Below are 24,253 nucleotides of genomic sequence, written 5' to 3'. Positions count from 1 at the left end.
ATTATTGCCTTACTGGGGTCAACCCAGACATAGCTCCTATAGGGTGGTGCCAAGGACGACTTGCAAACCAGGTTATGATAATCTAAAACAAACCACCGCTACCGATGGTTTGCACTTTCTTACCAAACTCTTCTTTACTTCTAGATATCAATACTAATAGATTACCAGTTTTAATCCACTGTAAAGGGGTGCGAGGGCCTTAATAATTGCCTTCTCTTCACATCAATAATTCCCTCTGGAGTAAGACGTATCTCAGGTAGGTGTGTGGAAGTTATAAAAAGCAGGGTATAGAATAGGTCATGGAAGGGATAACCCATGTCCAGCATAGCGTTTTCGATTTTAATCGCATCGTGAATAACATGCTGCATTGGTTGTTCTGACATAAAGCCAACCAGTGGCAGTGATATTTCCGCAACTATTTTTCCTTCGTTTACTACCGCGATTCCACCTCCCAATTCCTGCACGCGTCGTAAAGCTTGAAGCATTGCGCTTGGATTTTGACCGACTGTAAGTATATCCAACGAACCGGTGTAAGATGTTGCTATAGCATCCAGTTTCGTAGCAAAACCTTCAATAAAACCATGGGTAATTTGGCGGAAATTACGAGCGAGAAGGGCGACATAACAAAGCCCCGATTCACGCGAAATGCATAGTCGGTTGCCACTTACCTGAATTTCTTTTCCCAGCTCATAGTCAATGCGTTTAGTAATCACAGGATCGATCAATTTCATTACCGGGAAGGTTTTATTGTCATCAACCAGAGGCTGTAGCCAGATGGCATCAAAATTCTCTTTTGGTCTTTTAACAGCCTGGTTCTTCATTTCAGCCCAGTCTATACTCAATGATGGATAATGAACTATTACCTCCTCATCGGTCCTTTCAGCAACCAACCTGCCATCAGCAAAGACCTGCCTGGGGGTCGGATGTTCAAGATCATCAAGAACCAGGATATCTGCAATCCTCCCTGGTGCAAGTCCGCCGATCTCATTATCCAGGCCTAAATATACAGCTGCATTTCTGCTCATGAGTTGATAAGCGTGAATAGCAGGCATACCATTTTCGATGGCAATTTTAATCAAGGCATCATTAAAGCCATCTTTAAACGCTGGTGCGGTAGGGCCGTCGGTGGTCATCATTATTCTTTCCCAGGCTATGTTTTGATGTTTCATTAAGCCTTTCACTATACTGGCAAGGTCAAGCCGTGTTGATGAATTCCTTAAGGTGGCATACATTCCCATCTGCAGCCTTAGCAGAACATCTTCAGAGGTTATCGATTCATGGCAGGCTGTAATACCAGCTGCTGCCAACGGATTAAGGGTGCGGTCTGAAGCCCCGGGGGCATGGCCTTCGGCCTTTTTACCTAGCCAGCCAGCCTCTACCATCCATTGCTGCATGGCTTGATTACCTTCAAGCAACGCAGGCCAATCAGTTATTTCTCCCACCTGAGCAAACCAAGGATGTCGTATCAACTGGCTGACGGTTTCTTGGGGAAATATCGTGGGTTCATGCAAGCTGAAGGTCTGAGGGTCAAATCGGGCACTCCAAAGCATCTTAACCGGGTGCTCGCCGAACTTCTCGATTATGGCAATAATTTTATCATAAGGTAAAAAACGCATAAACAAGACATCGTCATTTATTGAGCAGGTGGTACCCAGAGAAATTACATAATCAGCATAAGCCAAGGGGTTAAACAATTGAAAAGGGTGGGCGTGGGCCTCTATATAGCCCGGAACCATGATTCTCCCCTCTAGGTCAATTACGATGGTATTGCTCCCGACCATATCGTGAGACGAACCTTGATAAGCGATTCGCTGCCCCTTAACAGCAAGATTAGTCTCTATAATTCTTCCATTATATACATCCAGCATCATGCCGTTGGTAAAGTAATAGTCAGCCTCTGATAATCCGCGTGATACATCTAGCAGATTCTGCATGATAGTTGTGTTCCACGACCTTAATCTTCCTCTTCCCATCATAACCTCCTTTGGTCGGTTGAAAATTGCTCCATCAACCTGAGCGATCATAAATTATTAAAGATAGGGGATTGTCACTTGCCCTAAAGGGATTCGACCTGATCCTTAATGAAACCTAAAGTTTTACCCACCAGTTCATATCCCGGTAGGCATTTTGCACTGTCTTTAATCGCTCCCTTTGCTTCTTGAAATCCTGTTTCATGCCTACCAACCAATCACCAAAATGGGCCTTTATATGTGCTGGTGAAAACCTATATTCTTGGGATTCTGGAAAAACGGGGGGGCCTCCAGCCCGCAAAACCCCTTTGGTTTTGCACAGTGCACATTCAGCCCCGTTATCTTTGCATAAACGGAAAAGGTCGGATCCGCAACGCGGACATTCCCAGGCTCCGGGTTTATAGGCAGGGCCATTTAACAAACGTTTTCCAAGGCTGTGCGCATATTCCAGGTTAGTTGGGCTGAGCAAAGACTCTCCCGGCAATGCGGCTTGAACCTGCCAGTAGTCAACTACCTTTAATTGTAGAATTCGGGGTAAGACCAGGGCTGCGGTCTTGGTATACCCTTCCCATCCTTCACGGCCAAAAGGGGACACTAGAATACAGGGTTTTCCCGATGTGAATTCTGCATGATTAAAGGCACCGATCAAGCGGTCCGTCAACATTTTATAATATCCATGCGGCCCTAAGGAATAGACAGGAAACCCGATTATAATGGCATCAGCTCTTATGATCTTATTAAATATAGAATTAAAGTCATCATTTATACTGCATACTGTGTCTGCCGAAAGGCACCTGTAACACGCTTTGCAGGGCTTAATCTGCAAATTAGTGAGACGTATAAGTTCATAATTACACTTTTCAGGTATGCTTGCCATGATTTCTTTGACTAAAACCTCAGTATTACCCAGTCTTCTTTCAGAGATTATCAACCCCAGCACGTTCTTCATGAGCATCCCCCTTTTTTCACTCAGGTTATTTAGAGCCTTCAATCATCGCACCCGAATACAATGACTGACCCATAAAGTATCAAAATGCAATACTTTACAGGCCATTTCTTTATCGCTACACCCCGCTCACAGCGCGACAAATATTGTTGAAGACCTCCTGCAACTCTCGATTGCCGTTAATTGTCTTCAGAACGCCCTTATGACAATAATAGGCCACTAAGGGTGCGGTCTGCTGCTCATATACTACCAGTCGGTTGGCTACTGTCGCTTCGCTGTCATCACTGCGCTGATACAATTCCCCTCCGCATTTATTACATTTTCCAGTATGCTTAGGAGGATTGGACAGTGTATGGTAGGTTGCCTGACATTGCCTGCATATCCTGCGCCCGGTCATGCGGGACTGCAGGACGTCATCCGGGATTTCGATATTAATCACCGTATCGAGACTACGATTTAAACCCGCCAATATACCGCCTAACGCATCCGCTTGGGGGATGGTGCGGGGAAAACCATCCAATAGAAAGCCGTTCTCACAGTCAGGCCGGGCCAGACGTTCCCGAACCACCGCAACGGTTAACTCATCGGGCACTAACTGGCCTTTTTCCATTATGGCCTTTACTTGCAGTCCCAGTTCCCGGCCCTGTTTGATCGCTTCCCTGAACATGTCACCGGTAGAAATATGCGTAATGCCAAACTTCTCTACCAGCATTGCGGCCTGAGTCCCTTTACCTGCCCCAGGGGGGCCCAAAAGGATAATGTTCATTGTCTTTCATCTCCCTTGTTATTCCTTGACCGGTATTCTCATCCCATAAAAAGAACGCCACACGAAGAATAACGCCACTAACAGGAAGACCAGGCCTACTGAAGGAGCGATATCCCTGAAGGCTTCGGTGATGGCGATCTCCATGGCTAAGAGTCCGAACAGGGTGGTGAATTTGATGATCGGGTTCATGGCCACTGAGGAGGTGTCTTTAAAGGGGTCGCCCACAGTGTCCCCTACCACGGTGGCTTCATGCAAGGGGGTGCCTTTTTCCTGCAGGTCAACTTCCACTACCTTTTTGGCGTTGTCCCAGCATCCGCCCGCATTGGCCATGAATACCGCCTGGAACAGGCCGAATATGGCGATGGAAATCAGATAGGACACGAACAGCGATACCGCAAAGTTGCCGTTCTCACCTGCCCGCGGCGCTGCCAAGCAGGCGAAGGCGATGGTGAAGGAGAAAATGGCGATGAAGATGTTGAACATGCCCTGCTGGGCATACTGAGTGCAGATCTTGACGACTTCTTTGGATTTCTCTATGGAAGCCTTCTGATCAGCGTCTTCATCTAAACGGATGTTCTGCTTGATGTATTCCACAGCCCGATAAGCCCCGGTGGTGACCGCCTGGGTGGAGGCGCCGGTGAACCAGTAGATAATACATCCGCCGGCAATAAAGCCGAAGATGGTGAAGGGGTTGAGTAAGGTCAGAATCTGTTCCGGTTCTACCCCTAATACGTTCTTGATGACCAATATCAAGGAGAAGATCATGGTGGTGGCACCGACTACGGCAGTACCGATCAACACCGGTTTGGCAGTGGCTTTAAAGGTGTTGCCGGCTCCGTCATTGGCTTCCAGGTAATGCTTGGCTTTCTCAAAGTCGGGTTTGAATCCAAATTTGCTCTCAATCTCTTTGTCTACATCTTGGATTTCCTCGATCAGGGACAGTTCATAGATCGACTGGGCATTGTCAGTAACCGGGCCGTAGCTGTCAACGGCGATGGTGACCGGCCCCATCCCCAACATACCGAAGGCTACCAGACCGAAGGCGAAGATGGAGGGATAGATCATTATATTGTTCAAACCAAATCCACTGGCATAATAAGCTGCAAACATCATAGCGAAGAATACCATACCAATCCAGAAGGCACTGAAATTACCAGCTACCAGTCCGGAGAGGATGTTTAAAGACGGCCCGCCCTCACGGGAGGCTTTTACTACTTCAGCCACATGGCTGGAGTTGGGGCTGGTGAATATCTTGGTGAATTCGGGGATCAAGGCTGCTCCCAGGGTGCCTATGCTGATGATGGCAGATAGCACCACCCACAGCTGTGACAATTCTTCGGGAACACCTGAATTCGGGCCTAACAGGAAGTAGCTGGCTACGAAGGTAGCTGCGATGGACAGTATGGAGGTGATCCATACCAGGCTGCCCAAGGGCTGTTCAAAGTCGAAGTCGTCTTTAGAGCCAAAGCGGCTCTGGCTGAAGGCCCGGTTGATATAGAAAGCAGTTATGGAGGTGATTATCATCAACACGCGCAGGATGAATATCCAGGCGATCAGGGTTGCTGCCAGGGCCGGTTGCACCGCCAGCACGATGAAGGTTACCAGGGCCACACCGGTTACCCCGTAGGTCTCGAAGCCGTCGGCTGTCGGTCCTACGCTGTCACCGGCATTGTCTCCGGTGCAGTCGGCGATAACGCCGGGATTTCGGGGGTCGTCTTCTTTGATGCCGAAGACGATCTTCATCAGGTCTGAGCCGATGTCAGCGATCTTGGTGAATATGCCCCCGGCGATACGCAAGGCGCTGGCCCCCAGTGATTCACCGATGGCAAAGCCTATCAGGCTGGCTCCGGCCAGGTCTTTGGGAACCCACAAGAGGATAATCAGCATCATGATCAATTCTACGCATACCAAGAGTACCCCGATGCTCATACCGGCATCCATAGCTATGTTCAAAATTTTAAGCGGTTTCCTCTCCAAAGAGGAAAAGGCGGTTCGGCTGTTGGCCAGGGTGTTCATACGAATGCCGTACCAGGATACACTGTACGAACCTAAGATGCCTATAACCGTCCAACTTAAGATTATCAGCACTGAACCGAGGGGCATCTCGCCCAGATAGCCGAAATAGAAGGCTATGCAGAAGGCGATGAACAGGAACAGTATGAAAAGTAGTTTGCCCTGCTGCAAAAGGTAGGTCTTGCAGGTCTCATAGATGATGCTAGCCACATCGAGCATGGACTGATGGGCATTAAGCTTTTTGACTTTGACGAATTGATAGTAGCCGAAGGCCATACCTAAAACGCAGATAAGTATGCCATAAACCAGCAAGTTGTGATGGTTGGCTGCGAATTCTGGCAGGATCAGGTCGGCTTCACTGGCTAGGGCCATGACTGGCACCAGCAATACTGCGACCAGGCTCAAAAAGCCCGTAAGGAATAATTGTTTTACTGTTTGGGTTAGATTACCGTGCACTTTTTCAAACCTTCTTTCTAATGAAGAGCGTATTACTGGCCTTAATAAGGCGCAACATCTAATATTTAGGTAATGAGTTGTGGCGTGATAATAAACCACTATGCTATTTTGTTACTCCGCCGCCATATTTTCATTTCTGCGGCACGTTTTATTAATTCATCCCTAAACTGCGGATGGGCAATACTGATAAGGGCTTCAGCTCTTTGATAGGTAGATTTACCTTTTAGATTGACCATACCGTATTCAGTGACCACGTAGTAAGTAATACTACGGGGTACGGTGACGGTCGCGCCGGTAGGCAAGGTGGGAACAATTCTGGAGATCATTTCACCGTTCTTGCCGATGATGCTCGAACTCAGGCAGATAAAACCCTTTCCCGCCTCGGACTTGTATGAACCGAATATATAGTCAAGCTGTCCACCGGTTCCAGTAATCTGACGAATGCCGGATGATTCCGAACAAACCTGACCATAAAGGTCAACTTCGATAGCATTGTTAATGGCCATGACCCGCTGGTTCTGCGCAATAACATAGGGGTCGTTAGTGTATTCTACCGGGTAACTGGCACATACCGGATTGTTATCAAGAAAATTGTATAGTTTATCGGTCCCCATAGCGAAAGTATAGACCATCTTCCCCTTGTCAATTTGTTTGAGCTTACCAGTAATGCGCCCCGCCTCATACATGTCAACGTAGGAGTCTACTAGCATTTCGGTATGCACACCCAGGTCTTTTAAATCTGACCTGGCTATCATAGCTCCAATAGCATTGGGCATAGCTCCAATCCCTAATTGCAGGCAGCCGCCATTAGGGATGGCATTGACGACAAGCTCAGCAACCTTTTGATCAATGTCGTTGATTGGTACCTGCGGCAATTGAATTAATGGCTCACTATCTCCTTCTACCAGATAGTCAATTTCCGAGATGTGCAAAGCTTCCTTATTGCCGCCCAAACAACGGGGTATGGAATTGTTTACTTCGGCTATGACAATTTTAGCTGCGGAGACAAAAGCCGTAGTATACGAATTGGCAGTGCCGAGATTGAAAAAACCGTGTTCATCCATGGGGCCTACCTTAATCATGGCTACATCAACCGGCACATAGCCGCGGTAATACCAGGAAGGAACTTCATGATAGGTTAATGGCTCGTAATAACACAAGTCATTATCGTGTAAATGACGGCTGACGCTGCTAAAGTGAGTGTCAATTAAGGTAAAATGCTCTCTTTTGGGATCCACCTGTACAACTTGCGGTACAAAAGGACAGCAGTTGGTTCGTACTATAACATTACATAAGTCTTCTTTGCGATCCGCAAGAGCAGCATCAAGTAGCTGTGAGTTCATTACAAATTCTCCATAATGAACATTATCACCTGACTTAACAATTTTTACGGCTTCTTGGGCATTCCTCAATTTATTCGTATATTCCTGGGCAAAATTCATGTATCGTCCGCTCCTTTGGTATGGTCTGGCAGGAATCTCCTTTTTTTTTTAGATTCCCCCACTTATTGATTGATGTCGGCAATAGGGCAACCTAATAGGCTAAGAAGCCTTATAGGCTGCCCCGGTTAGAATGGAACCGATCAGTTGATAACGCCAAGCATCCGCCAGTAGGGAATGCTCACTATCAACGCAATTACCACTGCCGCCACATAGCACAAGCCGGCAATTAAAACATGGTTGGAAGCCCAACCTTTGCCGGATATAATCCCTTCCGCCATTAGCATCCAGGGCTGTTGATAGGATAGAAAGAAGAAGTTAACCCCTGCCAGATAAGCAAACATAATCACCAGCGGATGAATGCCAAAGTTATTGAACAGAGGAACCATTAATGCAATAGTCAAGGCAATAGTCGATAACCCCCAGGGAACGTCAATAAAACGTATTAGCAATATCCCCAGGGTGATTACCAGCATGAACAGAAGCGGCGACGGAGCCAGACCAAACAGGGTGGGCTGTAGAATAGGATTAATCCAGGCAGCCACCTTGGCCTCGGCAAAGATGGTCACTAAGCTTATGGTTACCCCGAAAAATACGATTATGTCCCAGTTGGCTCCAGTGCCGACTTCGGGTGCCTTTATTATGCCACACAAAAGCAGGATGGCTAGGGCTAACAAAGCTGTTGATGCTGAGGGTATTCCCGTGAATTTTTCTGTGGCAAACAATATTAATGTCACTGTTAAAACCAATGCGGTAATGATCTCAGGCTTAGTAATGGGGCCTAATTGCGCATATTGCTGTTTAAAAGTGTCGCTGGTTATCCCAATAGCTTCCTTGGGCTTCATTAAAACATAGACCAGGATGGCAAAGACCACGGTTGCTATAAACCAGGGTACGAATAATACTTGAAACCAGGAGTTGAAGTTAACTAAGTGTTTAAGATCTGCAGGAGTAAATCCGAGCAGAATAGGGCCAGCAAGACCTCCTGTCAGCCAGCCGGAACCTGGTATGAGGCACATTGCAAAAGCAATTATGGCGATATAAGCAGAGCCTTTGGAACGATACTCCAACTTGCAGGCATCAATGACCCCCAGAGCAATGGGCATTACGATAGCCACCCTAACCGTCGTGGATGGAGTGAGAGCCGAAAGCACCACACCGATAATGAACCAGCTCAAGGCTATGCTCATCCAACTGGGTTTAAAGCTCTTTAATACCAGGTAGGCAATCCTTTTGCCCAGGCCAGTTTTCTGTAATACAAAACCAAAATATAGGGCGGGGATTAATATCCAGAGGGCAGAATTAACAAAGCCTGATACAACAGTCGTATACTTAAGTCCGAATAAGAGGCCGCTGGCCACCAGGAAGGTAGATCCAGCCATAAAGGGGACTCCCCCAGGTTTAAAAATCCATAAGCCCAGGGCGACAACTACCGAAGCCAGGATATAGTGTCCTTGAGGGCCAAGTCCGGTAAAGGGTTTTAGGAGTCCGATGACAATGGCAATCAATGTGACTACAATTGTACCTGTTATCTTAGAATCCTTAAACAAATGATATCCCTCCCTTAATAATACCAACTAGATGACTAACCTGCTTCTAGCTCTACCCCCCCTTTTACAGCCATCTTCCTACAGGATGGTGGGGCCAACTTAACCTGGGGCATGTCTGGGATATGCCCCAGGCTGAATCGCTAAATCAACTTCTCCAAGTTGTTCTTGACCTCTCCGTAGGCGAATATCGGGCCATCTACACAGACCTTTTTATAGCCCACCGCACAATGACCGCATACTCCCATGCCACAATGCATTCTGCTTTCCAGGGCCAGCAAGATTTGATCATCAGGTAAGCCCATTTGCGCCAGGCCTGCACAGACATTATTCATCATTTTGCCCGGCCCGCAGACTATGGCTACAGTATTATCCGCCTCAACCCTGACTTTTTTAAATAGTTCAGTTACTGGTCCAATGGTCTGATTCCAATTCTGGTCTGGCTGATCTACAGTAACACTTATGCTGATATTATTTCGGTGGGCATCCTCAGCATTGAAAAGAAAGTCCTTATAGATCAGGTCGCCGGGGGTCCTGGCGCCGTGAAGCAATATGACCTCCCCGAATCGATTTCTATTGGCGACGATGTAGTTGATAAGCTGCCGGGCGGCAGCTAATCCAACCCCGCCGGTAACCAGGCAGATATTCCGGCCTTGCATGGCTTCTAATGGGTATCCGTTACCGAACGGTCCCCTTATGCCAATTTTAGATCCCGGGGTCAGCCGGGCGGTTTCCCGGGTGGCTTTCCCCACCTGTTGAATGGTGGTCTGAATGAGGGTTGCTTCCGGATTGAGCACCGCAGCAACGCTTACCGGAAATTCACCGGAACCGAAAATAGTCAATTCCATAAACTGACCCGGAAGGACACTCCTGGCTTGCTTTTTTGCCATTTTAATCGTCAGGGTTCTGATCTGAGGAGTTTCCTCTTTAATCTCCTGTACCACAGCCATTTCAGGCAAATAAATATTTTCCAATGTAATTCCCTCCTACAGTCTGCTCATAGCTTCACGGATATCAATGTGAGATGGGCAGAAGTCAGCGCATCTTCCGCAGCCCACGCATGATACCTTGCCTTGTCGCACCAGGCTGAAATGGAATTTGTCATAAATGCGGTGCTTGAACCTGGACTTCTTTTCCTCTCTTAGATTAAAATTGCCGGCCATTTGGGCAAATCTTTCAAAATGGCATGAATCCCATACCACTACCCTTTTACCCTGGCTGTGATCGCCCTTGGCTTTCTCATTGATGGTGAAGCAAGTACAGGTGGGACAGACCATATTACAAGCGCCGCAAGTATAGCATTTATCGGCAAATTCATCCCACAACGAATCATTGTACTTCTCTGCTAACGCCGATGTTACTTCATCCAGCGAGAAACGCCCCTTTAGCTCATCCTCAGTCTTTTGCAGCTTTTTAGCTCTAGCCTGGATGTCTTCGGGAGCAGCGGCCTTAAAATATTCCAAGCTTAACAGTCTTTCGCCCCGCTCTGAACCCGATCTGCAGAAGTAGCCGTCCCCGATGTCAGTTAGCAGCAAATCAAAACCACTTTGGGCATCAGGTCCGGAGTTGACACTGCTGCAAAATCCCCGCGAGCATGCCGAATCACAGGTCAACCCGATTATGAGGCTTTTGTTTCGTTTGTCGGTGTAATACTGATCAAGGCCAAATACCTTGTCCAAAACCGCCAGGGCGGAGATGTCACAGGGGTGCAGGCCAAGTATCACCTTTTCTTTGTCCCAAGCCTGGCGCAGGTTTACAAGTTCCACCTCGGTGCCCACCCTTTGATACTGATAAAGGGCTTCGTTATCAGGAAAATACAATTTCTTTAGCGAGCCCATGGTAGTGGTATAACCCATTTCCAAATCGATCGCCCGATCGATGTCGTCGAAGGTGGGGTAGGCATAGGTTGATGTGCCCCCTCCCTTACGGGTCGGGCCGATAATATGATATTTTTCTTTGAGATCAGCAAAAAGTAGTTTGAGAAAATCGTGCTTTCTAATGACTTTATCCATGTCTACTCCCCCTCATCTGTCTACTCCCCCTCATCTGGTGCCAGGTACACTTTGCAGGCCAGTCCCCTTAAAGTCAAACAACCAGTGGCAGTGTCCCAGGGACGAGAGTACTCGGTGAGAAGATTATTATTGGCATCTTCATAGCCATAGTCACCCCACCCGAATTCAACATTGACAACCTTGGGATGCATGCCGGGCTGAAGGGCCAACTTCTGCCTTATCCGTCCCTTGAAGGTTTCGATATATATCCAGTCGCCATCTTTAAAACCCTGTTCTTTGGCAGCATCGGGATTCATATATACTGTAGGGGTCGGCGATTTTATCCTCAATTCCTTGACCCCACGGTATCCTGACAACATGAAGACCTCGCTCTTGTAGTTGGTCATTATGAATGGATATGACTCAGTTATTTCACATGGGCCCATAAGCGGTTTAACCAGGTCTTTAAATCGGGGCAACGGATCGACCTTGGATTTGGCCAGTTCCTCGCAGTATAACTGCACTTTGCCAGAGCGGGTGTTATAGCCAATTACTTTTTCTGGATCGTATAGGCTTTCCCCATGCAAATACCTAACATTATCACGGAAGTACTCCCAGGTCATTCCCAAAGGTTCCAGCATATAATCCATGGCCATGATTTCGTCTTCCCAGAAATATTGTCCCAAACCGACCCGCTTCGCCAGTTCATTGACCATTTTATGATCCGGCCAGGCTTCTCCGGGAGGATCAACTACTTTAACATTGGCCCGAAGATTTCCAAACCAGGCCGGCCAGTAAGCAATGCCATCGTATTCGCTTAGAACCGCTGCGGGAAGGACAATATCAGCAATTCTGGTAGTAGCGGTATGGAACAGCTCGGAAACCACCAAAAGCTCGAACTTCTTAAAGGCCTCTTCGGTTGCGATGGAGTCGGCGTAGGTGAGCAGGGGGTTATTAACAAATGTCAGGCCGACCTTGGGAAGATAAGGCTTTTCGGTCAGCAAAGCGTCTACTAGAGCCTGGGTGGGTACGTACCCGAATTTGGCAGCTATGGAAAAATCGGAACCACCAATGGTTCTCTCCGGTGTGCGCGGATACTCTTTGAGTTTTTCCTTTAAGTCGCTCATCATAAATGCACCCGGTGGATAATAATTCGGAGGGATTTGATCCACCAGACCGCCATAAGGTGTATTGACGCTGCCAATAAGCCCTCTTAACACCGCTAAGGCCCGGGCCATTTGAAAAGCTTCTATGTTGCCTTCCAAGGAGTTGCCATTGCCAATCAATGCCGGTTTAACCGTTGCCATCAGCCGGGCTACTTCCTGAATGTCTTTTTTAGGAACCCAGGTGAGTTTCTCAACTTCTTCCAATGTAAAGGTCGCGACTTCCTGGCGTAATTCCTCAAAGCCAACTGTCCATTTCTCGATGTAATCAGGGTCGTAAAGCTTTTCATCGATGATCACCTTGATAAATCCCATGGCTAGTATTCCATCACTACTAGGCCTGGGTCTTAGCCAATAATCGGCATCAGCTGCGTGCATGCCCTTTTCCGGCCATAATTCGATGTTCTTGGGATCAATCACAACCAGTTTGGTATCGCCGCCAACTATAAGACGGTTGAGGTCATTGCGCCCGATCTGAGAGAAGGTTCCGCCAGTATGAGCGATGTTGCTGCCCCAAATGGTGACCAGTCCGGGGTTGCCTTCCATCCTGGCGCGAATATATCTGGACCCGAAGGTATACCGCAACGCTTCGGTGGACTGCACTCCGCAATAATTACCCGGGGTAATGGTGTTGGGAGTACCGAAAGCGGTGGCAAACCGCTGAGCAAAGGGGAATTCCATGCCTTTGGGTTCTCCCAGCACCATGATCACATACTCAGGCCCAAATTTTTCTTTTACATCAATTAGCTTTTCAGCAATAGTATCCAGGGCCTCATCCCAGGATATTTCCTCCCATTTGCCGGACCCCTTTTCGCCGACTCTTCTCAGTGGCTTGGTAAGACGGTCTGGACTGTTAACGGTGCCAATTAAATGGTCAGCCCCTTTCTGAATGGAGCACATATTGGCGGGATACCCGGCACCAGCCTTGACTTCAACAAGCTTACCGTTTTCAACGACAGCAGTTAGAGCACAGTGATTGCCACAAATATGGCAAAACGTAATATGCTCTTTGCGCGTGGCCATAATCTATCGCCTCCTTATTTTACCGTTATAAAAAATCTGCATCCGCTCCCATAAATTGCGTACATCATGAGCTTCAAAGATCTTATTTAGAAACTTTATCCACGCGGAGATAGAGTATAAATATAAACTTGCAACATATGTGCCAAAATATATAGACCAGTTTCTCATACCCTACTGATTGAAGGATGAAAAACTGGCCCCGATAAATAGCCTTTTTGGGCATACTTAGAATCTTCAAATACCTGCAGGAATTAAATTATAGGAATTTATTGTTTAACAAAGAATGGGATAGGGCGCATATACGCACCCTATCCCAAACATTAAGGTTCATCAATGTAAAGACCTATTTCCTGATATATATTCTATTTTTCGGTGCATCTTTGCACCCGGGCGCTTTATCATCAAAGGCTGCAGGCTGAGTCGTAAGCATCCGACCAATTACTCATTGCCGTTAGATACTTTTAGTTTTTGCCTTTTTCGTTTAAGAGTGGAGTAGTCTATCCCTAGCATATCGGCTGCTTTCCGAGCTCCGTATTCATTAACGGCTTTAGCGATAATATCCATTTCATACTGATCCAGCATATCCTTTAAGTTGGTCATATTCTGCTGTTGTACCTGGCTGCCCTGACCCTTTTGGGCTGCAACCGGAAGGTCGTTTACTGTGATTTTGGGGCCATCTGCTATTAATACCAATCTCTCGATGAGGCTTTTAAGTTCTCGAATATTGCCCGGCCAGTGATAAGTTTCCAAACAATCGCATACCTCAGAAGAAAAGACATGCCTGGTCCCGTATTGCTTATTAAATTTCTGCAAAAAGAGGTTGGCGAGATGAAGAATGTCCTCCTGTCTCTCCCTTAATGGGGGTATATATATAGGCATGGTGTTTATTCTAAAGAATAGATCTTCCCTGAACCGCCCATCGCGGATTCTTTGTTCCAGATCCTGGTTGGTGGCGCATATTATTCGCAGATCCAATTTCACCGGGCTGGTTCCGCCTATCCTCATGATTTCTTGGTCTTGGAGAACTTTAAGCAGCTTAACCTGCAAGTTGTAGGGTATATCCCCTATTTCATCCAAGAACACTGTGCCACCGTTAGCCAATTCAAATAAACCGGGCTTGCCAGCCTTCTTGGCTCCGGTAAATGAGCCCTCCGTATAGCCAAATAATTCCGACTCCAGAAGATGTTCTGGAATCAGACTGCAGTTTATTTCCATAAAAGGCTGATCTTTTCTGTCACTGAGATCATGAATAAGCCTGGCCAACACATCCTTGCCCACACCAGATTCCCCGGTTATGTTAACCGTGACATCAGTGTTGCATATTTTGCCCACGATCCTCATTATATTGATCATCTGCGGGCTTTTTATGATAATCTCATCGTCCGCGAATACGTTTATATTATGCTGGAATTGTTCCCGGTAGCCATATTTTTTCTTTTCCAACTTACTTAACAGTGAGCCCTGAATATAATTTAAATCATTGATTTCACGGTAGTTGGAAAAATATAATGGTTCACCCTTAAAAATAAATGGCAAAGTGGTAATCAGATAAATATGTCCGGTCTTAAACTGCTGTACCGAATGAACAATATTGCTCTTTTCCGTTTCCTTCACTGCTCGGAGGAAAGGGCCCACTTTCTTAAAATCATGCGGGCTTTTTCCCATGATTTTGGTTCTATCAACTCCGGTAATTCTTTCCACAGCCTGGTTTACATAAAAAACTACTCCATTTTTATCGCTTAAGGCTATGCCATCATATGAATAATCGAAAATCTGGAGTAAATCTTTAATATGGGAGATATTGTTTTGGTCAAGGTATTGGTAAAGCAACTTCTCATACTCAATATCCGATCTTCCATCTCTTGCATTACAATCGGTCAAGCCACACACCTCCTTGAACCCTTCCATAACCGGTATCCGTTCTCTATGTCTGATGTAAAAAACCACCCCCTTAATTGTGAGATGCAGTACAAGCCCATTTACTATTAATTATAACATGGCCGGTCAGCTCATTTATTGCCATTTATACCCATGGGAGATATAATGCTGTCGTTTCCGATAGGGCACGAGGTATAGCATTTGAAACAATAATAATGCATCCCGACCATTTGCGCTTGATAAAGTTTCATCAGATCTGGGCTGGTCAACATCTTCTTACGGGTATCCGTGGGGCTGTCCAATAACTTCCTGCCAAATGCCATTAAGCCCCCCATACCGTATGGTTGTGAATAACGCAGACATTTCAGAGCATCGGTCTTTCCCGGTATATCCAGAGCGCCCGCCGGGCAGTTCTCTACACAAACATCGCAATAGGTGCACAGATCCTCGGTAAAAGGTGGGTCAGACGGCAAATCCAGCTCATTGATAACCGCCTGGTAGACTACCTGAGTTCCGAGACGGGGATGAATAATCAGGTTATGGCGGCCGAAACTCCCCAACCCAGCAGCTAATGCCGCATGCCGCAGGGAAACCTCTCCAATTAATCCTTTAGCTGTAGAATTCATATCCAAGGGGTACGAAGACGGTACCGACATGGCGTGAATGTGGAACTCTCTTTCTAAAAATCTGGTCAACTTGAAACTACAATAGCGGATAAATTCCGTTATCTCCAATCGCCCATTCATAGCTATACTATTGGAGGGACTTACGCAATGTGCGGCTTCTTTGAAGGCCATAACCACAAGGGACTTGGCGGTGGGGAATAATCCTAGAATATCTGGAGACTGCGGGCTGTTGTAATCGGTGATGCTGGCAAAGCCGACATCATCTGCCCCCAGTTTTAATGCATAATCGCGTATCCAATCTTTAATCGCTTTCATATACTCCGTCCTTTCCAGTCAAAGCAGACTGGCATATCGCCTGATCCAAGGGCGATACGCCAGTCTGCTCCATTTAATGTGCTGGCCGAGGGCCTATTTGCTGCAGTTAACTTGCTTCAGTAACCTGGGCCTCTTCACGTTCTCTCAACTTGCTTCTAACAATCTTATCAGTATTGGTGCGAGGCATTTCCTCCTGGGGGATGAACTCGATCTTCTTAGGATATTTATAATCCTCAATAAGTCCTTTGACATGCTCTTTAATCTTAATTTTCATATCTTCTGTGGGCTGGTATCCGTCCTTGAGTACCACAAAGGCCTTAATTACTGAACCCCGGACGGGATCCGGACTGGGCACACATGCGGATTCAAGCACACCTTCACAGTTGTTTATGGCGGATTCTACTTCAAAGCAAGGAATTTTATATCCAGCGGTTACAATAATGTCATCGGTTCTGCTGTGATACCAGAAATATCCATCTTGATCCATAGTACCGAATACTCCCGGCCGATTCCATCCATCTTGCACTCCAGTGGCCTGCTTATCAGGTCTTTTCCAGAACTGATGCCCAGAAGGACCCCTGACCAGCAGTTCCCCGGCAGTACCCCTGGGCACTTCCTGGAAGTTCTCGTCAACTACTATATTCTCAATACCCGGAATGGTTCTGCCGGTCGAGCCAATTTTATCTTCGGGCATTCCCTCGTACGCCGACAACCAGTAGCAATTGTCACCTGAGCCCATACTATCGATGATAGGGCGGCCATATCTTCTCTTCCATTCTTTACAAGTACTGGCCATCAACGGTTCGCCCGCGCTTTGGAACAGGCGGACAGTTTTTAAATCATCCACATGGTCGTGAGGGGAATCCAACATAATATTAAAGGCGGTAGGAACACAGAACAGGACAGTGACACCGTGTTTTTTCACGGTGGCGAACATTTCTTCAGGATGGAATCTTTCAGTGATGGAGATAGCAGCGCCAAAATACCAGGGATAAAGCACAAAGCAGGCTACCCCAAAGGCAAAACTGAATAAAGGGTGGCCTCCCAGGATATCATTTTCGGTTATTCCCAGAGTATGTTTGCCATGAGTCTCGGCAACACACAGATTGTCCAGTATGGTGGTAGCTCCTCCCTTGGGATTGCCGGTTGTCCCAGAACTATAAATTATCCGGAACAGACTGTCAAGGCAGGTATCTGCGGGCTGGCACTCTTCGCTTTGGGACTCAACGAGGTCTTCCCATGAAACGGTTCCTGGTTCGTTATTGCCACAGTAGACGATTTTAATCATCTCAGTGTTGGCTTTTTCAATTTCCTCCAAACAGGGAACATGGCAGATAATCGCCACCGCCTCAGAATCTTCCCATCTGAAAGCAAGTTCCTCCCTTTTTACCAAGTGATTCACAAATACCGGAATAGCACCAATTTTTAAAATCCCAAAAAAGCTCATCAGCCACTCGGGTCGATTATGGCCCATTATCATGACTCGGTCATACTGTTTTACTCCTAGACTTTTCAGACCATTGCCCACCCGGTTGATTTTGGCATAGAATTCTCCATAGGTGATCTTTTCATCGTAAAAATACATGGCCACTTTGTCAGGATTCTTTTTGGCCCATCTACCCACCAGGTATTCTGCAGCGTTGATCTTGTAAGGATAGGATAATAACTCAGGCAAGGTATAGACCTTTTCCGGCAGAGATTCCGGGGGGCCAAAATACTTCTCCCAGTTCGGTAAATCAATGTTGTAGAGTCTTTTCATACTGGTCACCTCCGTTAATTATAAACTTAACTGGTAATTATTGATGTACCCGCCAAATCACACCTTAAATACTGCTGCGGCACTGTTGCCTAACATCCCGTAAGTCTGAGCCATACCTACTTTTGCGCCTTGCACCTGCCTTTCACCACATTCGCCTCGGAGCTGCTTAACAACTTCATGGATTTGCAGTAGACCCTGGGCTGATACTGCTTCGCCAAAACATGCCATCCCTCCACTGGGATTAACCGGTATTTTGCCAGCAAGCTCCGTTTCGCCGCTGGCCAGTAATTGTTCGGCCTCGCCTGGCCCACAAAAACCAAGAGTCTCTAAATACTGTAAATAATGCCACGAACTATTGTCGGGAAGTTCAACCAGATCCATTTCTTCCGGGCCAATACCTGAGGTACGATATGCCATCTGCGAACTCATATAACTCTCACTAAGCATTGGAACATCGGTCTTCGGAGGAGCAGCTAAAAGGCCCAGGCGTGCTGTCGGATCGCCATAAAGGGCGCTTCCCAGACCAACCCCAGCTATCATTACCGGCTTTGAAGTAAACCTTTTAGCTATCTCGGCGCTGCATAGTATGGTGGCTACCGCTCCATCCCGGGTGGCACAGATCATCAGAAGCCGCAAAGGATCGGCTACCATAGGTGAGTTCAGTACTTCATCCACTGTATACACCTTACGATAAAGCGCATTAGGGTTTAAGGCACCGTTCTTACTGCAAGCCACCTTGGCCCTGGCCAGATCAACTTCAGTGGTGCCATAACGTTCCATCCGTTGTCGGCATTCCAAGGCCCAATAACCTGGATTGGTTATCCCCAGCATTTTCCACCTCAGGTAATCGCAATCTTCTGGGTTCTCTCCTCCGACTATAGGTAAGAAACCAGCCGGAGATATATCTGTACCTAGCGCCAGACAAATATCCTGTTCGCCGCTGGCGACTGTCTGGTAAGCTGCCCTAAACGTCGAGGTAGCGGTAGCGCACACATTAAAAACATTGGTTATGGGTATTCCGGTTTCACCCATTACAGCCGCAATAGAATGTCCGGACAAAAGGCCTCCCACTCCATCCCATATAAAGCATCCAGAAACCATGGCTTGTATATCTGTCCATTGCATTCCGGCATCGTTAAGGGCATTTATAATCGCTTCAACACCCAGATCAACAAAGCTTTTCCTGGGGAACTTGCCCCAGGGGTGCATACCTACTCCAATAACTGCGACATCTCTCATTGTCTTTGACCTTCCTTTCACCTATTCGTACCTAGTCAACAGGCTTGAACTTCCAGCTTAAAAGATCATTTCCTTTTTCATCCTGGTGGAGTGTTTCTAGTACCAGTTCCACCTCTATGCCTGTTTTGAGATCTTCGACGGCTATTCCAGTCATTATGCCTATAATGTTAATTCCTTCCGGTAAGGCTACTAAACCCAAGCCGTATGGTACGAAAGGCCTCGGTGAAACGAATGGGGGTGGGGGGGGATAATGCTGAACGGTGAAACTCTCCAACGTGCCTCTGCGGCTAAGCAGCACTTCCTCAACCCCTCGGTTTGAGCAGGTTGGCTTGTGGGTTTGATAAAATTTGGGGAAAAAGTAAGACCCGCAGGAACTGCATTTCCCCCCAATCAGCCTGGGTTCTTCCGGATCCATGGTAAACAGGCCATCGACCGCTGCCCTAGGTTTTTTTGCATCCATTTTTGTCTCTCCCTTTCTAACGTTTACACGGATAACCAAGTAACCACATTCTAAGAGCTCTTGACATGTATGGATTGCAAAATCCATGCCAGGTATTTCGGGCTAATTAAATGACTAAATGAGCTTAAGCTTACTCCCCTTGCTAAGGGAAGGGCAGCGAAATCTTCTCTCCATACAGTAAATTGAAGCCCCTACTTATCAAGGGCGCAAGCTAAGAAAATGGGCGCCAAGCTGCGCCCATCTTCTTAAGCCCTGGTGTACCTTGTGACTTCTTCACATTATTGTTAAGCAAACCAGGTTATGCTAATCTAAATTGAGCAAAATTCTTAAGGGGGAAGCCAAATTGGCAAGACAGAAGATTGGCCGCAATGATCCCTGCCCTTGCGGCAGCGGCAAGAAATACAAACATTGCTGCGGCCCCTTGGCTGAAATCACCGACATAACCGTGGACCCATTTATCCGCTACAGCAACATCATGACCGCTTTGAAGCTCAAGCTGGAACAGGTCAATGCTAAGGATATCCGCAAACACCGACGCATCCTGCAAAGCCGTTTCGTGCGCTTTGCCGCCGAGAAATCACTGCCCCCTGAGCATGACACCATTTTTTCCGACTGGCTGTGGTTCGATGTGCTGGGGGATAGCGGCCACAGCATCGGCCAGGCCTATCTGTTGGAAAACGGCCCTTACCTGGACCAGGCCTCCCGCAGCTGCCTGGAGGCGTTGAACCAATCGAGACTTGGTTTGTACGAAGCCATCGGCTCTTCCGGCATGCATCTCTATCTAAAAGACCTGGCCACCGGTGCTCAGAAACGGGTGCTCTTGAAAGAGACCCTGCAATTCGACAACAGCGACATCATCCTACTCATGGGTCGCCTGGTGGAGCTGCCTGAAGACAATATCTTTTCGGGTATGGTGTTGATGATTCAGGACCAGTCTCTGGAGAAGGCCTTCCTGTCAGACCATATGACATACCTTCTACGCCTTATGTCAGACGAGTCTGCCGAGGAAGTGTTAAAACACAACGGAGAGATGGTTTTCGGTATTTTCAATCATGCCCAGCACAAGACCTTATTGAAACTCAACGATATAAGGTTCCTCTATCACCACGGCACTCAAGAAGAAGCGGTAGAGCGCATCATCGCTGCCAATATTGGCTATGAACCGCTGCATCACACTCAAGGCTGGACCTGGCTGGCGGCAGACGGAGGTTTAGGCCCGTATGCCCGCCTGGTGGTCGGCCCGGAGCTGGTATTAAGCTGTGCCGACCTTTTGGACGAGATAAATAGCCAGCAAGCACAGCTAAGCCAGATATGGGCCAATCAACCGCTCAGGCTGATGAGCAGCGTGCTATATCCACAGCCGCCAGGTGTAGACATGATGCCCGTATGGTTTATGGTAGTGAAAGATAAGGAAACCGAACGGTGGCTGGATACACCCCATCCGAAAGATGAAACGACCCCGCGGCAGATAATGCAGCAAGCCGAGGGCAGACAGTCCTTGGATGCTCTATTGGCCCGGTTCGAGGAGAGCCGGGAAGGCCAGGAGGAAAAGGAGCTGGCCGCTTATATGCGGGAACGCTTGCAGTCCGAGATCAGCTCTCAGGGCTGACAGGTCCTTCTTCTGGCTCCAGGATCTCCTGCAAGGCCTGGCGCAGTTCCTCCACCCCGGAACCAGTCACGGCGGAGAAACACAATGGCTCTACCCCGGGAGGCAGGCTAAGGTCTTTTTTTATTACCGCCAGGTGTTTGCCCTGTGCTCCGCGGGATATTTTATCAGCTTTGGTAGCCACGCACAGTATGGGCAACTGGTTGTGGATCAGCCAGCTCTGCACTTGAATATCGTCTTTGCTGGGGGGATGCCTGATGTCGACCAAATGCAGTATCCCCCTTAATTGCTGGCGCTGGGTAAGATAAGACTCGGTGAATTTTCCCCATTTGGCCTGTTCCTGCTTACTGACCCGGGCATAGCCGTACCCGGGCAGGTCTACTAAATACCAACTATCATTGATCAAATAATAGTTTATGGTGCGGGTCTTGCCGGGTGTGGAGCTGGAGCGGGCCAGGTTTTTACGGTTGACCAGTTTGTTTATCAATGATGATTTACCAACATTAGAACGACCTACAATGGCGATTTCGGGTAATTCACCCTGGGGCAGATCTTTAATATGTACATATATACCCTGCAACTCGGCCTTTTTGATTTTCATATCAACATCCTTAACATGAGGAGAGGGAATTGTTTTTCCCTCTCCTTGACGTCTGCCATTATACACTGAACTATTATGACGGCGGGAGCTGTTCAGGCTCAGGCCTGATCAAGGTCTGCGCCAATACATCGTCCATATGAGCAACAGTGACGAAATTCAACTTGCGGCGCACGTTGCCGGGGATGTCTTCCAGGTCTTTCTTATTCTCCACCGGCAGGATGACAGTGCGGATGCCGGCCCGGTGAGCCGCCAATACCTTCTCCTTCACACCCCCGATGGGCAAGACCCGCCCTCTTAAGGTTATTTCCCCGGTCATGGCGATATCACTGCGGGCGGCATTGCCTGATAAGGCCGAGGCCAGGGCGGTGGCGATGGTTATACCTGCAGATGGACCATCTTTGGGAATGGCGCCTTCGGGGACGTGCAGATGCAGATCATACTCAGCCTGCAGTTCCGGCTTGATACCGAGTTCCCGGGCGCGGGATTTTACGTAGGTCAACGCCGCCTGTGCCGATTCTTTCATAACATCACCGAGTTTGCCGGTTAAAATCAGCTTGCCTTTGCCCTTGAGCAAGGCCACCTCAACCGATAGAATATCTCCCCCGGTCTCGGTCCAGGCCAGACCTGTGGCCACCCCGACCTGATCCTCTTTTTCCGCCACCCCGAAGCGGTACTTCTCTTTGCCCAGGAATTTGCTCACATTGCTGCCGGTGACATTGACAAAGGATTTGGAGTCTTCCACTACCATGCGGGCCACCTTGCGGCATATCGAAGCGATTTGCCGTTCCAAGTTGCGCACCCCGGCTTCACGGGTATATTCGCGTATGATCTTGCGCACTGCTCCCTCCGAGAAGTCAATATGCTTCGGTTTGAGGCCGTGTTCCTTGACCTGTTTGGGAATCAGATAGCCGAGTGCGATGTGCACCTTGTCCTCCTCAGTGTAGCTGCTTATTTCGATGATCTCCATGCGGTCTAATAACGGCCGGGGAATATTATAAGCCGAATTGGCGGTGGTTATGAACATCACCTTAGAGAGATCAAACGGTATTTCCAGATAATGGTCGCTGAAGCTGAAGTTTTGTTCCGGGTCCAGCACCTCTAAGAGCGCGGAGGCCGGGTCACCCCTGAAATCCATGGTCATCTTGTCGATCTCGTCTAAGAGGAAGACCGGATTTTTCGAACCGGCCTGCTTGATGCCCTGCAAGACTCTTCCTGGCATGGAGCCCACATAGGTGCGGCGGTGACCTCTAATCTCGGCTTCATCACGTATGCCGCCCAGAGACATGCGCACGAATTTGCGTCCTAAGGAGCGCGCCACCGATTTGCCCAGAGAAGTTTTCCCCACTCCGGGGGGCCCTACCAGGCATAAAATGGGGCCTTTCATCTTCTTGGCCAGCTTGCGGATGGCCAGATATTCCAAAATCCTCTCCTTGGGTTTTTCCAAACCGTAATGGTCCGCTTCCAATATGCCCGCAGCAGCTTTCAGATCCAACCGGTCGCGGGTTTCCACCGACCACGGCAGGGATAGGATCCAGTCCAAATAATTCCTCACTACTACCGCTTCCGCCACCATGGGAGGCATCTTTTCCAACCGCTCCAGTTCTTTGTAGGCCTTCTCCCGTGCATCTTTAGGCATATTGGCGGCTTCAATGCGCTCTTTCAATTCCTCCACTTCGCTGGTACGGTCGTCCTTTTCGCCCAGTTCCTTCTGTATAGCTTTCATCTGCTCGCGCAGATAGTATTCCTTCTGGGTCTTTTCCATCTGTTTGCGCACCCGAATATTGATCTTTCTCTCCAATTCCAGGACTTCCATTTCTTTGGCTAGGATCTCGCACAAGTATTCCAGGCGGGTCCCTACCTGCAATGCTTCCAGAATGTGCTGTTTTTCCTGGATGCGCAGGGTGAGATGTGAAGCTATCACATCAGCCAGACGCCCCGGTTCATCGATAGCCACTACCGATACCACCGTCTCCGGGGGGATCTTCTTGCTCATGCGCACATACTGCTCAAATTGCGCTATCAAGGTGCGCATCAGGGCTTCCACCTGGGGGTCTTTTTCCTGAGTGTGGTCATGATGCTCTTCTATCTCCACCTTGATATATGGATCGTGGCCAGCGTAACCTTTGATCTCCGCCCGGTGCAGCCCTTCCACCAGGACCCGCATGGTTCCTCCGGGCATCTTGAGGATCTGCCTGATTTCCGCTACAGTACCGATGGCGAAGATGTCCCCTTCTTCTGGTTCGTCGGTCTGGGCTTCTTTCTGCGTGGCCAGAAATATCTCTTTATTGTCCAACATGGCCTCTTCAATAGCCTTGATTGACTTTTTTCGTCCCACATCCAAATGTATCACAGTATATGGAAAAACCAGTACGCCGCGCAGGGGTAGCATGGCTATTTGCCGGTATTCTTGGTCTTGTTGCATATTAACACACCTCCAGGCCAATTATTACTATCA

General features: G+C 48.0%; 17 protein-coding genes. 1 reads left to right on the top strand and 16 read right to left on the bottom strand.

What is annotated here, in order from left to right; translation table 11 throughout:
• Positions 1 to 170: 170 nt before the first annotated feature.
• From AC15IQ_RS12130 to AC15IQ_RS12065, 14 genes are all read right to left on the bottom strand, one after another.
• Entirely contained in the window at positions 171 to 1,934 is a 1,764-nt protein-coding gene (locus AC15IQ_RS12130; RefSeq protein WP_483179416.1) for an adenine deaminase C-terminal domain-containing protein, read from the bottom strand.
• A 154-nt stretch (positions 1,935 to 2,088) separates the two neighbouring features.
• The gene (locus AC15IQ_RS12125; RefSeq protein ID WP_483179415.1) at positions 2,089 to 2,919 is read right to left on the bottom strand and encodes a flavodoxin family protein; all 831 of its coding nucleotides are present in this window, start codon (positions 2,917 to 2,919) and stop codon (positions 2,089 to 2,091) included.
• Between the two features lie 115 nt (positions 2,920 to 3,034).
• Positions 3,035 to 3,682 carry an adenylate kinase gene (locus tag AC15IQ_RS12120; protein WP_483179414.1) on the bottom strand — a complete coding sequence of 216 codons (648 nt, stop codon included), beginning with the start codon at positions 3,680 to 3,682 and terminating at the stop codon, positions 3,035 to 3,037.
• 18 nt (positions 3,683 to 3,700) lie between these two features.
• A complete protein-coding gene (locus AC15IQ_RS12115) occupies positions 3,701 to 6,151 on the bottom strand; it encodes a sodium-translocating pyrophosphatase (RefSeq protein ID WP_483179413.1) in 2,451 nt (816 codons plus the stop codon).
• Between the two features lie 98 nt (positions 6,152 to 6,249).
• The gene (locus AC15IQ_RS12110; protein ID WP_483179412.1) at positions 6,250 to 7,593 is read right to left on the bottom strand and encodes an acetyl-CoA hydrolase/transferase family protein; all 1,344 of its coding nucleotides are present in this window, start codon (positions 7,591 to 7,593) and stop codon (positions 6,250 to 6,252) included.
• A gap of 140 nt (positions 7,594 to 7,733) precedes the next feature.
• Entirely contained in the window at positions 7,734 to 9,140 is a 1,407-nt protein-coding gene (locus AC15IQ_RS12105) for an SLC13 family permease (protein WP_483179411.1), read from the bottom strand.
• 140 nt (positions 9,141 to 9,280) lie between these two features.
• Positions 9,281 to 10,111 carry an FAD/NAD(P)-binding protein gene (locus AC15IQ_RS12100; RefSeq protein WP_483179410.1) on the bottom strand — a complete coding sequence of 277 codons (831 nt, stop codon included), beginning with the start codon at positions 10,109 to 10,111 and terminating at the stop codon, positions 9,281 to 9,283.
• A 12-nt stretch (positions 10,112 to 10,123) separates the two neighbouring features.
• A complete protein-coding gene (locus tag AC15IQ_RS12095) occupies positions 10,124 to 11,149 on the bottom strand; it encodes a 4Fe-4S dicluster domain-containing protein (RefSeq protein WP_483179409.1) in 1,026 nt (341 codons plus the stop codon).
• 20 nt (positions 11,150 to 11,169) lie between these two features.
• Entirely contained in the window at positions 11,170 to 13,314 is a 2,145-nt protein-coding gene (locus AC15IQ_RS12090; protein WP_483179408.1) for a molybdopterin-containing oxidoreductase family protein, read from the bottom strand.
• Positions 13,315 to 13,752: 438 nt separating this feature from the next.
• Complete coding sequence (locus AC15IQ_RS12085; protein WP_483179407.1) at positions 13,753 to 15,195, bottom strand: sigma-54 interaction domain-containing protein; 1,443 nt, start codon at positions 15,193 to 15,195, stop codon at positions 13,753 to 13,755.
• Positions 15,196 to 15,323: 128 nt separating this feature from the next.
• Complete coding sequence (locus tag AC15IQ_RS12080) at positions 15,324 to 16,133, bottom strand: 4Fe-4S binding protein (protein ID WP_483179406.1); 810 nt, start codon at positions 16,131 to 16,133, stop codon at positions 15,324 to 15,326.
• Between the two features lie 106 nt (positions 16,134 to 16,239).
• Positions 16,240 to 17,892 carry an acetate--CoA ligase gene (locus tag AC15IQ_RS12075; RefSeq protein ID WP_483179405.1) on the bottom strand — a complete coding sequence of 551 codons (1,653 nt, stop codon included), beginning with the start codon at positions 17,890 to 17,892 and terminating at the stop codon, positions 16,240 to 16,242.
• A 57-nt stretch (positions 17,893 to 17,949) separates the two neighbouring features.
• The gene (locus tag AC15IQ_RS12070; RefSeq protein ID WP_483179404.1) at positions 17,950 to 19,131 is read right to left on the bottom strand and encodes a lipid-transfer protein; all 1,182 of its coding nucleotides are present in this window, start codon (positions 19,129 to 19,131) and stop codon (positions 17,950 to 17,952) included.
• 31 nt (positions 19,132 to 19,162) lie between these two features.
• Positions 19,163 to 19,591 carry a Zn-ribbon domain-containing OB-fold protein gene (locus AC15IQ_RS12065; RefSeq protein WP_483179403.1) on the bottom strand — a complete coding sequence of 143 codons (429 nt, stop codon included), beginning with the start codon at positions 19,589 to 19,591 and terminating at the stop codon, positions 19,163 to 19,165.
• 343 nt (positions 19,592 to 19,934) lie between these two features.
• On the opposite strand from AC15IQ_RS12065, the gene AC15IQ_RS12060 reads away from it, so the two are divergent.
• The gene (locus tag AC15IQ_RS12060; protein WP_483179402.1) at positions 19,935 to 21,200 is read left to right on the top strand and encodes a YecA family protein; all 1,266 of its coding nucleotides are present in this window, start codon (positions 19,935 to 19,937) and stop codon (positions 21,198 to 21,200) included.
• Here the strand turns inward: AC15IQ_RS12060 and yihA are convergent.
• Both yihA and lon read right to left on the bottom strand, forming a co-directional pair.
• Positions 21,184 to 21,798, bottom strand: a complete 615-nt coding sequence (gene yihA, locus AC15IQ_RS12055) for a ribosome biogenesis GTP-binding protein YihA/YsxC (protein WP_483179401.1) — start codon at positions 21,796 to 21,798, stop codon at positions 21,184 to 21,186. The two genes, AC15IQ_RS12060 and yihA, sit on opposite strands and share 17 nt — an antisense overlap.
• Before the next feature lie 73 nt (positions 21,799 to 21,871).
• Positions 21,872 to 24,220, bottom strand: coding sequence for an endopeptidase La (lon, locus tag AC15IQ_RS12050; protein ID WP_483179400.1), 2,349 nt, complete (start codon positions 24,218 to 24,220; stop codon positions 21,872 to 21,874).
• Positions 24,221 to 24,253 lie beyond the last annotated feature (33 nt).

Source organism: Syntrophomonas sp. DTU019 (genome assembly GCA_913757435.1).
In the GTDB taxonomy this organism is placed as follows: domain Bacteria; phylum Bacillota; class Syntrophomonadia; order Syntrophomonadales; family Syntrophomonadaceae; genus DTU019.
The sequence above is the reverse complement of the archived record's forward strand: the minus strand, read 5'-3'. Positions and strand labels throughout refer to the sequence as shown.

Excerpts from the sequence above, each read along its gene's own strand:
- AC15IQ_RS12090 (WP_483179408.1), bottom strand. The coding sequence starts at position 13,314 with ATGGCCACGCGCAAAGAGCATATTACGTTTTGCCATATTTGTGGCAAT.
- AC15IQ_RS12120 (WP_483179414.1), bottom strand. The coding sequence starts at position 3,682 with ATGAACATTATCCTTTTGGGCCCCCCTGGGGCAGGTAAAGGGACTCAG.
- AC15IQ_RS12125 (WP_483179415.1), bottom strand. The coding sequence starts at position 2,919 with ATGAAGAACGTGCTGGGGTTGATAATCTCTGAAAGAAGACTGGGTAAT.
- yihA (WP_483179401.1), bottom strand. The coding sequence starts at position 21,798 with ATGAAAATCAAAAAGGCCGAGTTGCAGGGTATATATGTACATATTAAA.
- AC15IQ_RS12070 (WP_483179404.1), bottom strand. The coding sequence starts at position 19,131 with ATGAGAGATGTCGCAGTTATTGGAGTAGGTATGCACCCCTGGGGCAAG.
- AC15IQ_RS12110 (WP_483179412.1), bottom strand. The coding sequence starts at position 7,593 with ATGAATTTTGCCCAGGAATATACGAATAAATTGAGGAATGCCCAAGAA.
- AC15IQ_RS12080 (WP_483179406.1), bottom strand. The coding sequence starts at position 16,133 with ATGAAAGCGATTAAAGATTGGATACGCGATTATGCATTAAAACTGGGG.
- AC15IQ_RS12065 (WP_483179403.1), bottom strand. The coding sequence starts at position 19,591 with ATGGATGCAAAAAAACCTAGGGCAGCGGTCGATGGCCTGTTTACCATG.
- AC15IQ_RS12130 (WP_483179416.1), bottom strand. The coding sequence starts at position 1,934 with ATGCAGAATCTGCTAGATGTATCACGCGGATTATCAGAGGCTGACTAT.
- AC15IQ_RS12095 (WP_483179409.1), bottom strand. The coding sequence starts at position 11,149 with ATGGATAAAGTCATTAGAAAGCACGATTTTCTCAAACTACTTTTTGCT.
- AC15IQ_RS12075 (WP_483179405.1), bottom strand. The coding sequence starts at position 17,892 with ATGAAAAGACTCTACAACATTGATTTACCGAACTGGGAGAAGTATTTT.
- lon (WP_483179400.1), bottom strand. The coding sequence starts at position 24,220 with ATGCAACAAGACCAAGAATACCGGCAAATAGCCATGCTACCCCTGCGC.